Raw genomic sequence first — 17,377 nt, forward strand, 5'->3', positions numbered from 1 at the left:
ACCGAGACCCACTCGTGACCTGACGAGGGCGGTCGCGACCCGGCTGAGCCTCCTCAGGCCTGGTTAGGATCCGAGCGACGGGAGGGCTGACGTGGGCCGCAAGCGCGTGACCATGGCCGACGTCGCGCTCGCCGCTGGCGTGTCGCCGACGACGGTCTCCCTCGTGCTCTCCGGTCGGGGCAACGAGCTGCGCATCTCGGACGCCGTCCAGCAGCGGGTGCACGCCGTCTCGGACGAGATGGGCTACCGGCCCAACATCGTGTCCATCGGCCTGAGCAAGGGCACCACGCGCACGCTCGGCTTCGTCTCGGACACCGTCGCCACGTCCCAGCTGGCCGGCGACCTGATCAAGGGCGCGCTCGAGGCAGCGCGGGAGCACGGCTACATGCTGTTCATCGGTGAGACCGAAGGTGACGCCGCCAGCGAGCAGCAGCTGCTCGACGCGATGCTTGACCGTCAGGTCGACGGGATCATCCTGGCGTCGATGTTCACCCGCCTCCGGCCGCTCCCCCCTGCCCTCGAGGACGTCGCCGCGGTCCTGCTCAACACCCTCCCCCTGGAACCCACCACCGTCCCCGCCGTCGTCCCGGACGAGTACGCGGCCGGCCGAGCCGCCGCGCGCGCGCTGCTCGACGCGGGTCACCGGCAGATCCACCTCGTGGGCGCCGGCCCCGAGGCCCACGCGGTGTCGGCCGGCACGGTCGCCGGCCGAGAGCGGCTGTCCGGCATCCGCGACGCCCTCGCCGAGGAAGGGCTCGAACCGGCCAGCGGCCACGTCATACGGGACTGGCTTCCCGAGAACGGACGCCGCGCCGTCGCCGACCTGCTGACCGCGTTCCCGGCCCCGGGCGCCCTGCTCTGCTTCAACGACCGGCTGGCGTTCGGCGCGTACCAGGTGCTGCAGGAGGCGGGCCTGCGCGTGCCTGACGACGTCTCGATCGTGTCGTTCGACGACGCCCCGCTCGCCGAGTGGCTGGAGCCCGGGCTGTCGACGTTCGCCATCCCGCACGAGGCCCTCGGTCGGCGGTCGGTCGAGCTGTTGCTCGAGCTCGTGCACGCGGGTCAGTCCGGTGGCCCCGTCGGCGCCCCGCCGGGCACGGTCCACCGGCTCGACATGCCGTTCCTGGTGCGGGGCTCGATCGCGGCCGCGCGCTGACCTCAGGAACGACGCGACGAGAGTCGGCGGCAGGCCGACCTGCTTGCTGTCGCGAAAGAGCACGGCTACCAAGGTGACATCGACGAGGCGTAGACGCGGCAGATCCAGACGAGCGCAGCAAACCTCGGCGCGGGAGCTGAACCGACTGGCAGTGATCACGGAACGGGCGACCCTGCCGCCCATTGCTGCTCGGCAGCAACGGGAGGGTCTGTTCCCACGGGCAGCACTCAGAAGACACGCCCTAGGTGTCGTCGTCGTCCACCGTCAGCCCGTGCGGGTCGTTCCGAACGATCCAGCCCTGGCCGTCGCACTCTGGGCACCACCCGGGTCCGCTGCCCTGCCCCGTCCCGATGCCGGTCGTCTTGACCACGCCGTGGACTCTGCCGGAGCCGCGGCACATCGGGCAGCGGTCCGTCCCTGCAGGTCGTGGCCGCCTCCGGCCCGCGATGTCCGACACGAACGGACAGTACGACACTGCTTCGCCGAGCATCGGTCAACGAGTCCGTGCGCACCGGACACCGAGCTCGTGCCCGAGCTCCCCCGGACCCGCAGCATCCCGGTCCGGGAGACCTTTTCTGAGGACGTCGCAGGGGGCGAAGCTGCATCGGTCGCCCGTGCTGCGGACGCTCGACCGGTCGGAGACCGGCGGCGGGCGTCGCCTTCATGGCCCGCGGAGCACCGCTGCTTGCCTGTGGGGTGCGTCATGCCGCAGCGGACGAACGGCAAGCACGAAACCCCCGCCGTCCCGGGCTGTTCGGCCTGGTCAGACGAGGGTTTCGGGTGGAGCCGCCTAAGAGAATCGAACTCTTGACCTTCTCATTACGAGTGAGACGCTCTGCCGACTGAGCTAAGGCGGCGTCGTCGGGACCCGTGGACCCCGGCGAGCCCGCTTACTGTACCTGGCCGACCCCCGGCGCTCCAAAGCGAGCGCCGCAGGCGACGGCGGCGGCGGTGAGCGCGACGACGTCCTCGGCGACCGCGGCCTGCCAGTCGGGGAGCCGACCGGCCGCCCACGCCCGCCACGCCGCTCCCCCGAAGGCGCCGGCGAGCCCGCCGACCGCACCGGCGAGCGCGGGCACGACCGGGTGGGCACGACCGCGCGCCGCGAGCATGCTCGCGCCGATCGCGCCCGCCGTCGCGCGGACCAGGGCGCCGCCGTGGTCCAGGCGGCTCGGTGCGTTCGGGAGCTTGTCCCCGATCAGCTCTCCGACGACCCCCAGCGCCGCGACCGCACGCACGACCGGGCGGTGGGCGCCGGTGATCGTCGGAGCGGCCGGCCCGAGGGACGCGCGGGCGCCCGCGGCCCAGCCGAGCAGTGCCGACCGCGCCACCAGCGCGGCAGCGGGTCGTCGGGTGCGGGTGTCGTCGCGGAACAGTGCCGTCATCGGGCCACCGTCACCCGGCGGGGGGCGCGCGGCAACCGGGAGGGCGCTCAGCAGCGGGTGCCCTCCGCGGGGACGGCCCCGGTGAGCAGGTAGGCGTCGACGGTGTCGGCGATGCAGTCGTTCGAGGAACCGTAGGCGGTGTGCCCCTCGCCCTCGTAGGTCAGGAGGGTGGCTGACGAGAGGAGCTCCGCGAGCTGCTCGGCCCACCGGTAGGGCGTGGCGGGGTCGTTCGTCGTGCCGACGACGAGGATCGGCGCGGCACCCTCGGCGGCGTAGGAGTCGAGGCCGCCGACCTCGGGGACCGGCCACTGCGCGCACACGGTGCCGCCGTAGCCGAAGAAGTAGCCGACGGTGGGGGCGGCAGCCTCGATCTGCGCGGCCTCCGCACGCATCACGTCGAAGTCTGCGGAGTCGCGTCCGTCGAGGCAGTTGATCGCGTAGAACGCGACGATCGAGTTGGTGCTGAAGGTCCCGTCGGGCTGGCGGTCCGAGTACTGGTCGGCCAGCTCGAGCAGGATCGTGCCGTCGTTCTGGTCGATCGCGGCGGTCAGTGCCTGCGTCAGGAACGGCCAGTACGACTGCGCGTACAGCGGGAGCGCGATCCCGTAGAACGCGAGCGACCTGGTCAGGACGCGATCCGTCTGCGTGGGCAGCGGGTTGGCCTCCGCCCGCTCGAACAGGGTGCTGATCTGCGCGAGCCCGTCGTCCACCGACCCGTCGAGGGGGCACCTGTTGCCGGCCTGGCAGTCGGCGATGTACGCACGCAGGGCGTTCTCGAAGCCGACGGCCTGGCCCTCCGCCAGCTCGGCGGAGGTCAGGTCGGGCGGGAGGGCGCCGTCGAGCACGAGCCGGCCGACCTTCGCCGGGAAGAGCGAGGCGTAGGTGGCGCCGAGCGCGGTGCCGTAGGAGAAGCCCAGGTAGGTGAGCGTGTCGTCGCCGAGCGCGGCGCGCAGGACGTCGAGGTCGCGGGCTGCGCTGATCGTGTCGACGTGTGCCAGCGGCGCACCCGTGTTCTGCGCGCACGCAGCACCGAGGTCGCCGTACAGGTCGATGACCTCCTGGATCCCGGCATCGGTGGAGTAGTCGGGGTCGTAGGCGAGCACCGCGTCCAGACCGGGCCCGTCGACGCACTCGACGGGGCTCGACCGCTGCACACCGCGCGGGTCGAAGCCGACGAGGTCGAACTGCCGGGTGATGTCGCCGCTCACCATCCCCGCGACCTGGCTGACGAAGTCGACGCCGGACGCCCCGGGGCCGCCGCGGTTGAGCAGCAGGGAGCCGATCGGCTCGCCGCCGGTCGCGCGGGCGCGGGCGAGCGCGATCCCGATCGACGGTCCTGCGGGGTCGGCGTAGTCCAGCGGCACCTGCGCGGTGGCGCACTCGCCCTCCGCGCACGTGGTCCACTCGAGCTGCTGGTCGTAGTAGCGCGCGAGGTCGCCCGTCGCCTCCGCGGTCGGCGCGTCGGGGGTCGTGCCAGGGGCCGGTCCGGCCGCCTGGTTCTTGGGCGCCACGCACCCGGCGAGCAGCACCAGAAGGACCAGGACGGCGGCGGCGAGAGCGACGCCGAGGCGGTACCGCGGATCGCGTCCGGCGCTCGTGGGCGCGACGAGGCGGGCGGAGAGCGGCATGCGCACACGGTAACCGTCGACGCTGAGCGGCCGGCCCCGCGTCCGCCGGTTGCGCCGGACCGTCACCCGATCTGCACAGGCTCAGCCCTGCGGGCGCAGGGCCACCGCCATCGCCTCGACCGCCAGCAGCGGCGCGACGTTCCCCGCCAGGCGGGTGCGGGCCTGACCGACGGCGTCCATCCGGCGCAGGGTCTGCTCGGCGGTGCTCGACCCGGCGAGGGTGCGCACCGACTGCTCGTGCTCCACGTTGACCAGCTCGACGCCGGCACCGAGCTGCACGACGAGCACGTCCCGGTAGAGGGACAGCAGGTCGACCATCGCGCGGTCGAGGACGTCGCGCTGCGCCCGGGTGGCCCGGCGCTTCTGGTCCTCCTCGAGCTGGCGGACCTGGGTGCGCAGCGCCGGCGGCAGGGTCGCGGCACCCTCGGCACCCATGGACCGGAGCAGCTCCGCCTTCTCCTGCGCGTCCCGCTGCTCGGTCGCGGCCTTGGCGTCGGCCTGCGCCGTCTCGACGAGCTCGCCGGCCGCCAGCACCGCGTCGCCGACGCCTCGGATCTTCGCCGCGATGCCCAGCACCGCGGACCGCCGGGCGCGCGCCTCCGGGTCCCGGGCCAGCCGGCGGGCGATCCCGACGTGGCTCTGCGCCGCACGGGCCGCGACGGCCGCGACCGCGGGGTCGATGCCGTCCCGCGACACCAGCAGGGCGGCGACCGCGTCGACGGGCGGTACGCGCAGCGCCACGGAGCGGCTGCGGGAGCGGATGGTGACCAGGACGTCCTGCGGGCTGGGTGCGCACAGGATCCAGACCGTGCGCCCCGCGGGCTCCTCGATGGCCTTGAGGAGGGAGTTGCCGCTCGTGTCGTTCAGGCGGTCGGCGTCCTCGATGATGATGACGCGGTGCCGGCCCTGCGACGGGGACCGCTGCGCGAGCTCGACCAGCGGGCGAGCCGTCTCGGCGCGGATGAACACGCCCTCGGTGGCGACGACCGTGACGTCCGGGTGCAGCCCGCGCAGGGTGGTCGTGCAGTCGTGGCAGGTGCCGCAGCCGCCGGTCGCGCACTGCAGCGCTGCGGCGAACGCCCGAGCCGCGTTGGACCGTCCGGAGCCGGGCGGACCGGTGAGCAGCCAGGCGTGGGTCATCGCGGCCGGGTCCTCGATCGCGTGCCGCAGCACCTCGACGGCGGGCTCCTGGCCGACGACGTCGTCCCAGACGCTCGTCATGCCGGCACCCCGAGCAGCGCGGCGACACGGGCCCGCACGGCCGCGGCCAGCTCGTCGACCGGTCGTGTCGCGTCGAGCACGAGCCACCGCCCCGGCTCCGCCTCCGCACGCCCGAGGAACGCCTCGCGCGTGCGCCGGTGGAACTCGTCGCCCGCACGCTCCAGGCGGTCCGGGTCCCCCGTGAGCCGCGCCTTGCCCGCGACCGGGTCGAGGTCGAGCAGGACGGTGAGCGCCGGGAGCAGCCCGTCGACCGCCCACAGGGAGAGGCGCTCGACCTCGTCGGCCCCCAGGTCCCGCCCGCTGCCCTGGTAGGCCACCGACGAGTCGAGGTAGCGGTCGGTGACGACCACCGCGCCGCGTGCCAGGGCCGGTCGGACGAGCGAGGCCACGTGGTGCGCGCGGTCGGTCGCGTACAGCAGCGCCTCGGTGCGGGCGTCCACGTGCTCGCCGTGCAGGACGGCGTCGCGCAGCAGGAGGCCGAGCTCGGTGCCGCCCGGCTCCCGCGTCAGCACGACCTCACGGCCCAGCCCGGTCAGCCACTCGCCCAAGAGACGGGCCTGCGTCGACTTGCCGGCGCCGTCGCCCCCTTCGAACGAGAGGAAGAGGCCCGGGGGGTGGCTGGTCACGTGCGTCAGGGTAGCCGCCGGGTCCGACGTCACTCCCCCGGGTAGGTGACGCCGACGAGCGAGCGGATCGTGTCCATCGTCCGCAGCACCTCGAGGGTGTTGTCCCACGTCAGGCGAGGGCTCTGCGTCTGACCGGCGGCCACCTGGCGCGCGACCTCCGCGGCCTCGTACTGCAGGCCCTTCGTGCCGGGCTGGTCGAAGTCCCACACGCGGCCGTCGAGACGCTGCACCCGGAACGACGTCGGCGCGTAGAAGCTGCCCTTGACCCAGATGTTGCCCTCGGTGCCGGAGATCGTCGCGATCGTCGGCGTCTTGGCCCACAGGGTGGTCGAGAGGGTGGCCTGCGTGCGGTCGCCGTAGGACAGGACGATCGAGATCTGCCCGTCGACACCGGTCGGCGTGAGCTGGCCGACGGCCTGCACCGCGTCCGGGACGCCGAGGAAGTCGTGCGCGAACGACACCGGGTACACCCCGAGGTCGAGCAGCGCGCCACCGGCCAGCGCGGGGTCGAACAGGCGGCTCTTCGGGTCGTAGGTGAACGCCTGGCCGTGGTCGGCGGACAGGTTGATGATCTCGCCGATCTCCCCGGCGTCGATCACCTGGTGCAGCGCGTAGACGTGCGGCAGGAACCGCGTCCACATCGCCTCCATGACGAACACCCCGGCGGTGCGCGCGGCGGCGAACACCTCCTCGGCCTCGCCGGCGTTGCGCGTGAACGCCTTCTCGACGAGCACGTGCTTGCCGGCGCGGATGGCCAGGAGCGCCTGCTCCTTGTGCTCGGAGTGCGGGGTCGCGATGTAGACGGCGTCGACCTGCGGGTCCTCGACGAGCTCGCGGTAGCCCACGTGCGTGGTCGGGATGTGGTGGGCGGTCGCGAACCGCTCCGCGCGGTCCCGGTTGCGCGAGCCGACGGCGACCAGCTGCGCGCGGGTGTGCGCGTTGACGGCCGACGCGAACGTCGCGGCGATGTTTCCGGCGCCGAGGATGCCCCAGCGGATCGGCGGTGCGGAACGGGGGTCTTCAGCGCGGTCAGCCATGGTCGACAACCTAGCGCGCGACGCGCCCCCGGTCCGCCCCGGGTCCGCCCCGGCGCCGGCTCGCACGAGCGCGGCAGTCTGCGACGAGAGCGGCAGTCCCGACTGCCGCTCTCGTCGAAAAGTGCCGCGCTCGCGGGGTGTCGAGGCGGTTTGACCCGTGGCGCGGCTGCCTAGTTGGCTGGCGGGGTACCCGACCCGGCCCTCAGCGCGGAGCGGTTGTTCGGCCGCGACGTCTAGAGGGAGTCCCTACTTCTTCGCGGCGGCCTTGCTCTTCGCCGGGGCGCGTCGCGCGGGGGCCTTCTTCTTCGCGGGGGCCGACGCACGCTTCTCGGCCAGGAGCTCGATGGCCTGCTCGCGCGTGATGGTCTCGGGCGTGAGGTCCCGCGGGAGGGTCCGGTTGGTGACGCCGTCGGTGACGTAGGCGCCGAAGCGGCCGTCCTTGACGGTGATCGGCTTCTCCGACGTCGGGTCGTCACCGAGCTCGCGCAGCGGGGGTGCGGCGGTGGCGCCGCGACCGCGCTTGGGCTGCGCGTAGATGGCCAGCGCCTCCTCCAGCGTCGTCGTGAAGAGGGCCTCCTCCGACGCGAGCGTCCGCGAGTCCGTGCCCTTCTTCAGGTACGGGCCGTAGCGGCCGTTCTGCGCGGTGATCTCGGTGCCGGACTCGGGGTCGACGCCGACGACGCGGGGCAGCGACAGGAGCATGAGCGCGTCGTCGAGGGTGACCGACTGGAGCGACATGGACTTGAACAGCGACGCGGTGCGCGGCTTGGGGGCGGCGGCGAGCGCGCGCTTCTGGGCGGCGGCCGACAGGGACGTGTCGATCTCCGGCTCGGGCAGGATCTCGGTGACGTACGGGCCGTAGCGGCCGTTGCGCGCCACGATGGGCGTCCCGGCGACGGGGTCGGTGCCGAGCACCTGGTCGCCCTCGGGCTGCGTCTCCAGGAGCTCGCGTGCCTTGGCGACGGTCAGCTCGTCGGGGGCCAGCTCCTCGGGGACCGACGTGCGTCGGGTGGTGCCGTCCTCGGCGGGCTCGGCGTTCGAGTCCTCCAGGTACGGGCCGTACCGGCCGACGCGCAGCACGATGCCCTCGCCGATCGGGATCGAGTTGACCTCGCGGGCGTCGATGTCACCGAGGTTCGCGACGAGGTCCCGCAGGCCCTCGCCCTCCTCGTTGCCCGACCCGTCGCCGAAGTAGAACCGGGACAGCCACGCCACCCGGTCCTTGTCCCCCGCCGCGATCGCGTCGAGGTCCTCCTCCATCTCGGCGGTGAAGTCGTAGTCGACCAACCAGTCGAAGTTCTCCTCCAGCAGCCGGGTCACCGCGAACGCGAGCCACGACGGCACGAGCGCCTGCCCGCGACCGGTGACGTAGCCGCGGTCCTGGATCACGGAGATCGTGGCGGCGTACGTCGACGGCCGGCCGATCCCGCGCTCCTCGAGCGCCTTGACCAGCGAGGCCTCCGTGTAGCGCGGCGGCGGGGACGTGCGGTGGCCGTCGGCGGTGAGGTCGGACGCGGACAGCGGGTCGCCCTCGGCCATCTTCGGCAGGCGCGCGTCGTCCTTCTCGGCCGGGGCCTCCTCGGACGAGTCGTACCGCGACACGTCGCGACCCTCCTCGTACGCGGCGAGGAACCCGCGGAACGTGATGACCGTGCCGGACGCGGAGAACAGGACGTCGGTGCCGTCGGCGGCGGTGGCGCCGAGGCGGACCGACGCGGTCTGCCCGTGGGCGTCGGCCATCTGCGACGCGACCGTGCGCTTCCAGATCAGCTCGTACAGGCGGAACTGGTCGCCCGACAGCTCCTTGGCCACCTGTGCGGGGGTCCGGAAGTGGTCACCGGCGGGCCGGATGGCCTCGTGGGCCTCCTGGGCACCCTTGGCCTTGCTGGCGTACACGCGGGGAGCGTCGGGGATGTACTCGGCGCCGTACAGCTCCGAGGCCTGCCGGCGTGCGGCGTCGATCGCCTGCGAGCTCAGCGACGAGGAGTCCGTACGCATGTAGGTGATGTAGCCGTTCTCGTACAGCCCCTGCGCGGTGCGCATGGTCTGCCGGGACGCCATCCGCAGCTTGCGCGACGCCTCCTGCTGGAGGGTCGACGTGGTGAACGGTGCCGCGGGCTTGCGGGTGTACGGCTTGGTCTCGAGCGAGGCGACGGTGAACGACGCGTCGGCCAGCCCGGTGACCAGGGACGTAGCCCGGGCCTCGTCGAGGTGGGCGACGTCGGCGGCGCGCAGCTGACCGGTGTCGAGGAAGTCGCGGCCGGTGGCGACGCGGCGGCCGTCGACTGACGTCAGGCGTGCGCTGAACGTGGGCTCCGCGTCGTCGGCGACGGCGAACGTGCCGGTGACGTCCCAGTAGTCGGCGGCGACGAACGCCATGCGCTCCCGCTCGCGCTCGACCACGAGCCGCGTCGCGACGGACTGCACGCGCCCGGCGGACAGGCCCTGCCGGACCTTGCGCCACAGCACGGGGCTGACCTCGTACCCGTACAGCCGGTCGAGGATGCGCCGCGTCTCCTGGGCGTCGACCAGCCGGTCGTCGAGCTCGCGCGTGTTGGCCAGCGCGCGCTGGATGGCCTCGGGGGTGATCTCGTGGAACACCATGCGCTTGACGGGGACCTTGGGCTTGAGCTCCTGCAGCAGGTGCCAGGCGATGGCCTCGCCCTCGCGGTCCTCGTCGGTGGCCAGGAAGAGCTCGTCCGACTCCTTCAGGAGCTTCTTGAGCTCGCTGACCTTCTTCTTCTTGTCGGCGTCCACCACGTAGTACGGGGCGAAGCCGTTGTCGACGTCCACGGCGAACTTGCCGAAGGGGCCCTTCTTCATGTCCGCGGGTAGCTCGGAGGGCTGCGGGAGGTCACGGATGTGCCCGACGCTCGCCTCGACGTCGTACCCCTCGCCGAGGTACCCGGCGATCGTGCGCGCCTTGGCGGGCGACTCCACGATCACGAGCTTGCGCCCTGCAGACATCAGTCAGGCCCTTCTCGGACTTCGGCGGGCCGGACGACCCGTGCGACGTTGGGGACTCTACGGCGTGCGGTCAACCCCGCGGCAATCGCGATGCCGCGGCCTGACGCAGCAGCAGCATGATCGCGAACGCCAGACAGGACGCCATCAGCACCCCCGCGGCACCGCCGAGGTAGGCCGTGACCTCCTCGGCGCGAGCGTCCAGATCGTCCAGGTTCTGCCACGTGTGCGAGAGCGCGACGGCGGCCGAGGCACCGGCCGCGACCCCGAGGATCACGAGCCCGGCGACGACGCCGCGCATGGTCGCCGGGGTCGGCGGACGGTCGGCCGTCAGCCGGAGGGCACCGGTCGCCGTCGACGCGCGCGCCGGGGTCAGCGCCACCAGGGCGCACGCGATCGCGGTCCACGCCAGCACCACCAGGACGGCCGCGACGACGTCCGACGGCCGGTGCCACTGGCCGATCAGGGTCGAGATCCCGGTGGCCGTCGTGTAGCCCGCGCCGAGCACCGCCGCCCACGGACGGATGCGGGGTGGCACCACGAGGAGCAGCGCAGCCGAGACGGAGGCCGCCGCGGTGGTGTGACCGCTGGGCAGCGTGTTGCCGTAGCTCGCCTCCACGCCGAGCTCCGGCCGGTAGAGCACCCAGGTCTTCAGCACGCGCGTCGTGACGTTGGCACCGATCATGAGCACCGCCACCTGGACGGCGAGCGACCACCGGCGACGGAGCACGGCGATGAGCATCGCGGCGATGAGCACGAGGGCGATGAACCCGACCGACACCACGTCGAGCACGCGCTCGGCGACCCGCCACAGCTGCGTCTGGCCGTACAGGGCGCCCTGGAACGCCGCGTTCTCCACCTGCTGACCCGCGAGCGTGTCCACGAACACCCGCCACAGCAGGTAGACGCCGACGAAGGAGAGCGCGGCGATGCCGAGCGCCACCGCGACCACGACACCGCGGCGGTCCCCGGCGTCGGGTGGCCGCCGCACAGGTGCGGGGAGGGTGGGGGCGTCGCTCACCGGACAACGGTAGGTCACCCGCGGCGGTGCACCGGGCCCGTTCCGACGCGCGGATGGGACGGCCCCCCGGCGCCGGTGTCGGCGCGGTGGCGCGCGGGATCACGGCACCGGTGCGGGCTCCCCCGGCGCGACCACGACGGCGTGACGGCAGCCGACGAGGCGCGCGCGAGCGTCGTCGTCCGCGTTGATGCACAGGAGGCAGCCGCCGCGCCGCTCCAGCTCCCACCCGGCCTCGTCGATCGCCTCGGCGGCGTGCCCGCTGCGCAGGCTCGTGGCGGCGAGGTCCAGGACGACGAGCGACGCCGACGCCGACAGGACCCCCAGCAGGTCGCGGAGCCGGCCGACGTCGGCACGCCCGAACGACCCCGCGGGCCGCACGCTGGCCGTGATCCACGCGGGTGCGTCCGGTACGTCTGTGGTCACCGTGGTCATGGCGGGCCTCCCGGCTCTGTCGGTCACGCGGTCGTCCACGTGCTCGACGCCCACTCCACCGGCCGGGTCTGTGGACACCCTGGACGTGACCGTCTCCTCACCTGTGGAGGTCGGCGACGGCACGGGTGGTGTCCTCGGCGATCAGGTCCATGTTCAGGGCAGCCGCCGCGCGCGTGCCGGCCGCCATCGCGCCCGTGACCTGCGCCATGAGGTCGGTCGCGTTGCCGGCCACCCAGACCCCGGGCACCGACGACGCGCCCATGAGGTCCGAGGCGGCGTGCTCCCCGACGCCCATCTCGTGCGGGACGGCGGTCAGGCCGAGGCCGGTGAGCCCGTCGAGACGCGCGACGAACCGCGGCATGACGGTCAGGGCGGACCGTTCCACCACCTCGCCGGACTCCAGCCGCACGCCGGTGAGCCGACCGCTGGTCGAGAGCACCTCCGTGACCACCCCGGGCACCACCCGGATCCCGCGCGCGGCCAGCTGCTCGGCCTGCTCCGGCGTCGGCTCCGGGGCGGTGTGCTGGAGCAGGACCACGTCGTCGGACCACTGCCGGAACAGCAGCGCCTGGTGCACGGCGCGCTCGGACGTGGCGAGCACCCCGATCGGCTGGTCGCGCACCTCCCAGCCGTGGCAGTACGGGCAGTGCAGGACGTCGTGGCCCCAGCGCTCCCTCAGTCCGGGGAGGTCCGGAAGGTCGTCGACGAGGCCCGTGGCCACGAGCAGCCGACGCGCGCGCTCGGTCGTCCCGTCGTCCAGGGTCACGACGAACCCGTCGTCGGCACGCTCGGCGGCCACCACCCGGCCGGTCCGCAGCGACCCCCCGTAGCCCGCGAGCTCCGCCCGGCCGCGCACCAGCAGCTCCAGCGGGGACACGCCCTCCTGCCCGAGGATCCCGTGCACCCCGTCGGCGGGGGCGTTCCGCGGCGACCCGTCGTCGATCACGAGGACCGACCGGCGCGCCCGCGCGAGCGTCACCGCCCCGCTCAGTCCCGCAGCACCACCACCGATGACCACCACGTCTCTCATGCGGCAAGCATCCGGCGGCGCGACGTCGGGCGGCAAGCATCGTTGCCGAAGTGGCAAACTGGAGGGCATGGACGACGTCGAGCACCTGATGAAGACCGTCGGTCCCCGGCTCCGGGCTGTCCGGCAGCAGCGCGACCTCACGCTGGCCCAGGCGTCCGACGCGACGGGCATCTCCGTCAGCACCCTGTCGCGGCTGGAGTCCGGCACCCGTCGCCCGCAGCTGGAGCTCCTGGTCCCGCTGGCCGCGCTGTACCGGGTCCCGCTGGACGAGCTCGTCGGCGCCCCCGCCACCGGTGACCCCCGCATCCACCCGCGCCCCGTGATCGAGCACGGCATGACGGTCATCCCGCTGTCCCGCCGCAGCGGCGGGCTGATCGTCTACAAGCTCGTCCTGCCGCCCGGTGGCCCGCACCCCTCCCCGGAGACGAACTCGCACGAGGGCTACGAGTGGCTCTACGTCATCGACGGCCACCTGCGCCTGGTGCTGGGCGAGCACGACCTGGTGCTCCCGCCGGGCGAGGCCGCCGAGTTCGACACCCGCGTCCCCCACTGGTTCGGCAACGAGACCGCCGAGCCCGTCGAGCTGCTCAGCATCTTCGGCGCCCAGGGCGCTCGGGTGCACGTGCGGGCACGACCGAAGGGCCGCCCCGCCCCCGGCTAGCAGCCCTGTGGAGAGGGAGCCAGGGGCAGGGCGGGGTTCAACGGACCGAGAGCTCCACGGGCACCGGCTGCGGCTCGAAGCCGCCGGCGGCGACGGTCGCGGGGTCGTGGCGCAGGCACGCGACCGACCGGCGCGGGTCGTCACCCTCGACGGCGGGCGCGACGAGCTCCGGGGTGATCGCGGCGCACGCGTCGAACGCGAACGCGCAGCGGTCCCGGTACGGGCAGCCGGTGGGCAGGTTGGACATGTCCGGGGGTGAGCCGGGGATGCCGGTGAGCTCGCGGCGCGGACCGCGCAGGGGCGGGAACGAGTGCAGGAGCGCGTCGGAGTACGGGTGCCGCGGGCGGCGGTACATGTCCTGCGCGGAGGCGTCCTCGACGATCTCGCCGGCGTACATGATCGCGATGCGGTCGGCGATCTCGATCAGCAGGGACACGTCGTGCGTGATGAAGATGACCGAGAAGCCGAGGCGGTCGCGCAGCTCCGCGATCTGCTCGACGATCTGCCGCTGCATGACCACGTCGAGGGCCGTCGTCGGCTCGTCCATGATCAGGACCTGCGGGTCGAGCGCGAGCGCCATCGCGATCATCACGCGCTGCCGCATGCCGCCCGAGAGCTGGTGCGGGTAGTCGCGCAGCCGGTCCGCGGAGATCCCGACGAGCTCGAGCATGCCCGCGGCCCGCTCCAGGGCCTCCTTCTTGGTGACCCCCGGCAGGTGCGCGCGGATGGCGTCGGCGATCTGCCGGCCGATCCGGTACACCGGGTTGAGGGAGTTCATCGCGCCCTGGAACACGATCGCGAGGTCCTGCCAGCGGGTGGCCCGCAGGTCGGCGTCGCTGAGCGTGAGGATGTCGGTGCTCTGCCCGTCGCGGTCGGTGAAGACGACCTCGCCGCCGGTGATGAGACCGGGCGGGGGGAGCAGCCGGGTCGCCGCGTACGCGAGCGTCGACTTGCCGCAGCCGGACTCCCCGGCCAGGCCGAGCACCTCGCCGCGGTTGAGGGTCAGCGAGACCTGGCGCAGCACGTGCGTCGGGTCCTCGTCGTACCCGTAGTCGACCGACAGGTTCTTGATCTGGAGCACCGGGTCGGTCGCGGCGGCGTTCGCCCGGAACGCGCGCTGGGCGGTCTCGGCGGTCATGCGCGGTCCTCCTTGGCCTCGTGGACGACCGGCGTGAAGCCGATGCGGGGACGGATCTTGCGCCTGCGCATCGACCGGGCGTTGAGGCCGACGGACCGCAGGCGCGGGTTGACGAACTCGTCGATGCCGAAGTTGATGAGCGTGAGGGCCATGCCGAGCAGCGCGATGAGCAGACCGGCGGGGACGAACCACCACCACGCGCCGCGCTGCAGGGCGAGCTGCGCCTGCGCCCAGTACAGGACGGTCCCCCAGTTCCACTCGTTGGTGGGCGTGATGCCGACGAACGAGAGCGTGATCTGGGACAGGACCGCGAACCCGACGGTGCCGACGAAGCCCGCGGCAATGATGGCCGTGAGGTTGGGCAGGATCTCCGCGGAGATGATCCGCCACGTGCTCTCGCCGTTGGCGCGCGCGGCCTCGACGAAGTCCCGTTTCCGCAGCGAGAGGGTCTGCGCCCGCAGGACGCGGGCACCCCACGCCCAGCCGGTCGCGGCGATCACGAGGGCGACGGTCAGCCCGCCCGCCGACGGCAGCTGCCCCGCGATGATGATGATGAGCGGCAGCTGCGGGATCACCAGGAACACGTTGGACAGCGCCGAGAGGGACTCGTCGCCCACCCCGCCGATGTAGCCCGCGGTGACGCCGACGATCACGCCGATCACCGTCGCGACCGTGCCGGCCACGAACCCGACCACCAGCACGCTGCGGGTGCCCAGGATGAGCTGGCTCATGACGTCCTGCCCCTGGTGCGTGGTGCCCATGAGGTGCTGCCACGACGGGGACTGCAGGATGGCCGACGACCGGGCGTTCGGGTCGTACGGGGCGATCCACGGCCCGATGATCGCGATGAGGAAGAAGAACCCCAGGATCGCCAGACCGGTCAGCGCCTTCGCGTTGCGCATGAACAGGAAGCGACGCTTGCCCGTCCGGGGCGTCGTCGCGTCCGGGTTGATCTCCAGGTCCTCGAGGAACGCGGCTTCGACGGTCATGTCAGCCCTCCTGTCGCGTGCGGGGGTCGAGCACGCCGTAGGCGACGTCGGCGGCCATGTTGGCGAGGAGCACGGCGAACGTGATCACGAGGAAGCACCCCTGCATGAGCGGGTAGTCCTTCGCGTTCACCGCGCTGAACAGGTAGTAGCCGATGCCCTGGTAGGAGAAGACGATCTCCATGACGAGGGTGCCGCCGACGATGAAGCCGAGGGACAGCGCGAAGCTGGACACCTGCGGCAGGATCGCGTTCCGGGCGGCGTAGCCCATCATCACGGTCCGCTCCGCCAGGCCCTTGGCCTGCGCGACGGTCACGTAGTCCTCGGAGGACACGGTGACCATCATGTTGCGCATCCCGAGCATCCAGCCGGCGATCGAGGACACGACGATCGTCATGGCCGGCAGGAACCCGTAGTAGATGACGGACCCGACGAACTCCCACGACAGGGTGGGCACCATGCTCCGGTCGTAGCTGCCGCTGGCGGGGAACCAGCCGAGCGTCACCGAGAACAGCGAGATGGCGATCAGGGCGAGCCAGAAGTACGGCACGGCCGAGAAGAAGGTGGACAGCGGCAGGAGCCCGTCCATCCAGGTCCCGCGACGCCACCCGATCCCGGTCCCGATCAGGGTGCCGAGCGTGAAGCTGATGATCGTCGCGACGCCGACCAGGCCGATCGTCCACGGCAGCGCCTGCCGGATCACGTCGGCCACGGGTGCCATGTACGTGAACGAGATGCCCAGGTCGCCGTGCAGCAGGAGCCGCCAGTACGCGACGTACTGGTCCCACAGCGACATGTCCTTGTCGAGGCCGAACAGCGCCCGCAGCGCCTCGGCGGCGTCGGGGCTGATCCGGCCCTGGTTCTTCGCGATCAGGGCGCTCACGGGGTCGCCCGGCATGATCCTCGGGATGAAGAAGTTGATGGTGATCGCCGCCCAGGCGGTGATCGCGTAGAACACGATGCGTCGCGTGAAGAACCTCATCGGTCGACCTCCAGCACCGAGACGTCCACGGCCGGCCGCTCGCCGTACGCGTCGAGCACCGAGCCCAGCGACGGGCGGTCCGGGCGGTCGGAGTAGCCCCAGCAGGCGGCCTCGCGGCCCTCGCCCACGGAGATCAGCGGCGGCACCTCGGTGCGGCACAGGTCGGTCGCGAACGGGCAGCGCGGGTTGAACCGGCACCCGCTGGGCGGGGCCACCAGGCTCGGCGCCTCGCCGCGGGCGCCCCGGGCGCGGGACTCCAGGTCGTCCGGGTCCGGCGCGGAGCGCACCAGCAGCTGCGTGTACGGGTGCTTGGGGTCCTGCGTGACGGACTCCGAGTCGCCCGTCTCGACGATCCGGCCCGCGTACATGACCATCGTCCGGTCGGCGAAGTAGCGCGCCGACGCGATGTCGTGCGTGATGTAGAGGATCGCGAGCTGCAGGCGGTCCCGCAGGTCGCGCAGCAGGTTGAGGATGCCGAGGCGGATCGACACGTCGAGCATCGAGATCGGCTCGTCGGCGAGCAGCACCTCGGGGTCGGCCGCGAGCGCGCGGGCGATCGCGACGCGCTGGCGCTGACCGCCGGACAGCTCGTGGGGGAACTTGTCGATGTACCGGGCGGCCGGGCGCAGCTGGACCCGGTCCAGGAGCTCGTCGAGGGCCGCCTCCAGCTCGACGCCGCGCAGGCGCCCGCGGTGGATCTTCAGGCTGCGCGTGAGGGTGTAGCGCACGGTGTGCACGGGGTTCAGCGACCCGAAGGGGTCCTGGAAGATCATCTGGACCCGGCGCACGTAGCGGTGGAACGCCGTGCGGTTCTTCGCCGTGGCGTCCTGGCCGTGCAGCAGGATCTGCCCGCCGGTGACGGGCATGAGCTGGGCGAGCAGGCGGGCGATCGTGGACTTGCCGGAGCCCGACTCCCCCACCAGCGCGACCACCGTGCCCCGGTGGAGCGACAGGTTCACGTCGTCGACGGCGTGCACGAACTTCTTGGGACGGGAGCCGCGCACGGGGAAGTGCTTGCGCAGGTCGATCGCCTGCAGGACGGGCTGGTCTTCGGGCATGGGGTCACCTTGGGGTCGGGTGCGTGGTGCGGCGGGCGAGGGGGGTCGCCCG

Annotated in this window: 15 protein-coding genes and 1 tRNA gene; 2 read left to right on the forward strand and 14 right to left on the reverse strand. The window is 72.8% G+C overall.

From position 1 onward, the window contains the following. Positions 1-91: 91 nt before the first annotated feature. Positions 92-1,156 carry a LacI family DNA-binding transcriptional regulator gene (locus CTE05_RS18680; protein ID WP_246123754.1) on the forward strand — a complete coding sequence of 355 codons (1,065 nt, stop codon included), beginning with the start codon at positions 92-94 and terminating at the stop codon, positions 1,154-1,156. 781 nt (positions 1,157-1,937) lie between these two features. Here CTE05_RS18680 and CTE05_RS18685 read toward each other — a convergent pair. The 10 genes from CTE05_RS18685 to CTE05_RS18730 all read right to left on the reverse strand — a co-directional run bounded on the left by CTE05_RS18685 (position 1,938) and on the right by CTE05_RS18730 (position 12,500). Then, a tRNA-Thr gene (locus CTE05_RS18685) sits at positions 1,938-2,013 on the reverse strand. A gap of 33 nt (positions 2,014-2,046) precedes the next feature. Further along, on the reverse strand, positions 2,047-2,541 hold the full coding sequence (locus CTE05_RS18690; protein ID WP_146847806.1) for a hypothetical protein: 495 nt from the start codon (positions 2,539-2,541) through the stop codon (positions 2,047-2,049). A gap of 47 nt (positions 2,542-2,588) precedes the next feature. Then, complete coding sequence (locus tag CTE05_RS18695; protein WP_146847807.1) at positions 2,589-4,169, reverse strand: alpha/beta hydrolase; 1,581 nt, start codon at positions 4,167-4,169, stop codon at positions 2,589-2,591. Between the two features lie 81 nt (positions 4,170-4,250). Beyond that, positions 4,251-5,390 carry a DNA polymerase III subunit delta' gene (locus tag CTE05_RS18700; RefSeq protein ID WP_146847808.1) on the reverse strand — a complete coding sequence of 380 codons (1,140 nt, stop codon included), beginning with the start codon at positions 5,388-5,390 and terminating at the stop codon, positions 4,251-4,253. Continuing rightward, complete coding sequence (gene tmk, locus CTE05_RS18705; RefSeq protein WP_146847809.1) at positions 5,387-6,016, reverse strand: dTMP kinase; 630 nt, start codon at positions 6,014-6,016, stop codon at positions 5,387-5,389. The genes CTE05_RS18700 and tmk overlap by 4 nt, the downstream gene beginning before the upstream one ends. Before the next feature lie 29 nt (positions 6,017-6,045). Then, the gene (locus CTE05_RS18710; protein ID WP_146847810.1) at positions 6,046-7,053 is read right to left on the reverse strand and encodes a Gfo/Idh/MocA family protein; all 1,008 of its coding nucleotides are present in this window, start codon (positions 7,051-7,053) and stop codon (positions 6,046-6,048) included. Between the two features lie 246 nt (positions 7,054-7,299). Next, a complete protein-coding gene (topA, locus tag CTE05_RS18715; RefSeq protein ID WP_146847811.1) occupies positions 7,300-10,020 on the reverse strand; it encodes a type I DNA topoisomerase in 2,721 nt (906 codons plus the stop codon). Positions 10,021-10,090: 70 nt separating this feature from the next. After that, complete coding sequence (locus CTE05_RS18720) at positions 10,091-11,038, reverse strand: phosphatase PAP2 family protein (protein ID WP_246123755.1); 948 nt, start codon at positions 11,036-11,038, stop codon at positions 10,091-10,093. A 99-nt stretch (positions 11,039-11,137) separates the two neighbouring features. Continuing rightward, positions 11,138-11,470, reverse strand: a complete 333-nt coding sequence (locus tag CTE05_RS18725; protein WP_146847813.1) for a hypothetical protein — start codon at positions 11,468-11,470, stop codon at positions 11,138-11,140. A gap of 97 nt (positions 11,471-11,567) precedes the next feature. Beyond that, complete coding sequence (locus CTE05_RS18730; RefSeq protein WP_146847814.1) at positions 11,568-12,500, reverse strand: NAD(P)/FAD-dependent oxidoreductase; 933 nt, start codon at positions 12,498-12,500, stop codon at positions 11,568-11,570. Positions 12,501-12,567: 67 nt separating this feature from the next. Between CTE05_RS18730 and CTE05_RS18735 the strand changes: the two genes are divergently transcribed. After that, a complete protein-coding gene (locus CTE05_RS18735) occupies positions 12,568-13,161 on the forward strand; it encodes a helix-turn-helix domain-containing protein (protein ID WP_146847815.1) in 594 nt (197 codons plus the stop codon). Between the two features lie 37 nt (positions 13,162-13,198). Here CTE05_RS18735 and CTE05_RS18740 read toward each other — a convergent pair whose 3' ends face one another. The 4 genes from CTE05_RS18740 to CTE05_RS18755 are packed head-to-tail and all read right to left on the reverse strand — an operon-like array spanning position 13,199 to position 17,325. Then, positions 13,199-14,299 (reverse strand): ABC transporter ATP-binding protein, encoded by a 1,101-nt coding sequence (locus CTE05_RS18740; protein ID WP_146847816.1) that lies wholly within the window; start codon positions 14,297-14,299, stop codon positions 13,199-13,201. After that, positions 14,296-15,288 carry an ABC transporter permease gene (locus CTE05_RS18745; protein ID WP_146847817.1) on the reverse strand — a complete coding sequence of 331 codons (993 nt, stop codon included), beginning with the start codon at positions 15,286-15,288 and terminating at the stop codon, positions 14,296-14,298. Before CTE05_RS18745 ends, CTE05_RS18740 begins: the two co-directional genes overlap by 4 nt. Position 15,289: 1 nt before the next feature. Continuing rightward, positions 15,290-16,267: an ABC transporter permease gene (locus CTE05_RS18750; RefSeq protein WP_146847818.1), complete on the reverse strand. Its 978-nt coding sequence runs from the start codon at positions 16,265-16,267 to the stop codon at positions 15,290-15,292. Next, complete coding sequence (locus tag CTE05_RS18755; protein WP_146847819.1) at positions 16,264-17,325, reverse strand: ABC transporter ATP-binding protein; 1,062 nt, start codon at positions 17,323-17,325, stop codon at positions 16,264-16,266. Before CTE05_RS18755 ends, CTE05_RS18750 begins: the two co-directional genes overlap by 4 nt. Between the last annotated feature and the right edge of the window lie 52 nt (positions 17,326-17,377).

Origin of the sequence: Cellulomonas terrae, assembly GCF_007990265.1 — a bacterium.
GTDB lineage: Bacteria > Actinomycetota > Actinomycetes > Actinomycetales > Cellulomonadaceae > Cellulomonas > Cellulomonas terrae.

Bases quoted from the DNA above. Each gene is read 5' to 3' on its own strand.
- CTE05_RS18690 (WP_146847806.1), bottom strand. From the start codon at position 2,541: ATGACGGCACTGTTCCGCGACGACACCCGCACCCGACGACCCGCTGCC.
- CTE05_RS18695 (WP_146847807.1), bottom strand. From the start codon at position 4,169: ATGCCGCTCTCCGCCCGCCTCGTCGCGCCCACGAGCGCCGGACGCGAT.
- CTE05_RS18700 (WP_146847808.1), bottom strand. From the start codon at position 5,390: ATGACGAGCGTCTGGGACGACGTCGTCGGCCAGGAGCCCGCCGTCGAG.
- CTE05_RS18710 (WP_146847810.1), bottom strand. From the start codon at position 7,053: ATGGCTGACCGCGCTGAAGACCCCCGTTCCGCACCGCCGATCCGCTGG.
- topA (WP_146847811.1), bottom strand. From the start codon at position 10,020: ATGTCTGCAGGGCGCAAGCTCGTGATCGTGGAGTCGCCCGCCAAGGCG.
- CTE05_RS18725 (WP_146847813.1), bottom strand. From the start codon at position 11,470: ATGACCACGGTGACCACAGACGTACCGGACGCACCCGCGTGGATCACG.
- CTE05_RS18730 (WP_146847814.1), bottom strand. From the start codon at position 12,500: ATGAGAGACGTGGTGGTCATCGGTGGTGGTGCTGCGGGACTGAGCGGG.
- CTE05_RS18735 (WP_146847815.1), top strand. From the start codon at position 12,568: ATGGACGACGTCGAGCACCTGATGAAGACCGTCGGTCCCCGGCTCCGG.
- CTE05_RS18740 (WP_146847816.1), bottom strand. From the start codon at position 14,299: ATGACCGCCGAGACCGCCCAGCGCGCGTTCCGGGCGAACGCCGCCGCG.
- CTE05_RS18745 (WP_146847817.1), bottom strand. From the start codon at position 15,288: ATGACCGTCGAAGCCGCGTTCCTCGAGGACCTGGAGATCAACCCGGAC.
- CTE05_RS18750 (WP_146847818.1), bottom strand. From the start codon at position 16,267: ATGAGGTTCTTCACGCGACGCATCGTGTTCTACGCGATCACCGCCTGG.
- CTE05_RS18755 (WP_146847819.1), bottom strand. From the start codon at position 17,325: ATGCCCGAAGACCAGCCCGTCCTGCAGGCGATCGACCTGCGCAAGCAC.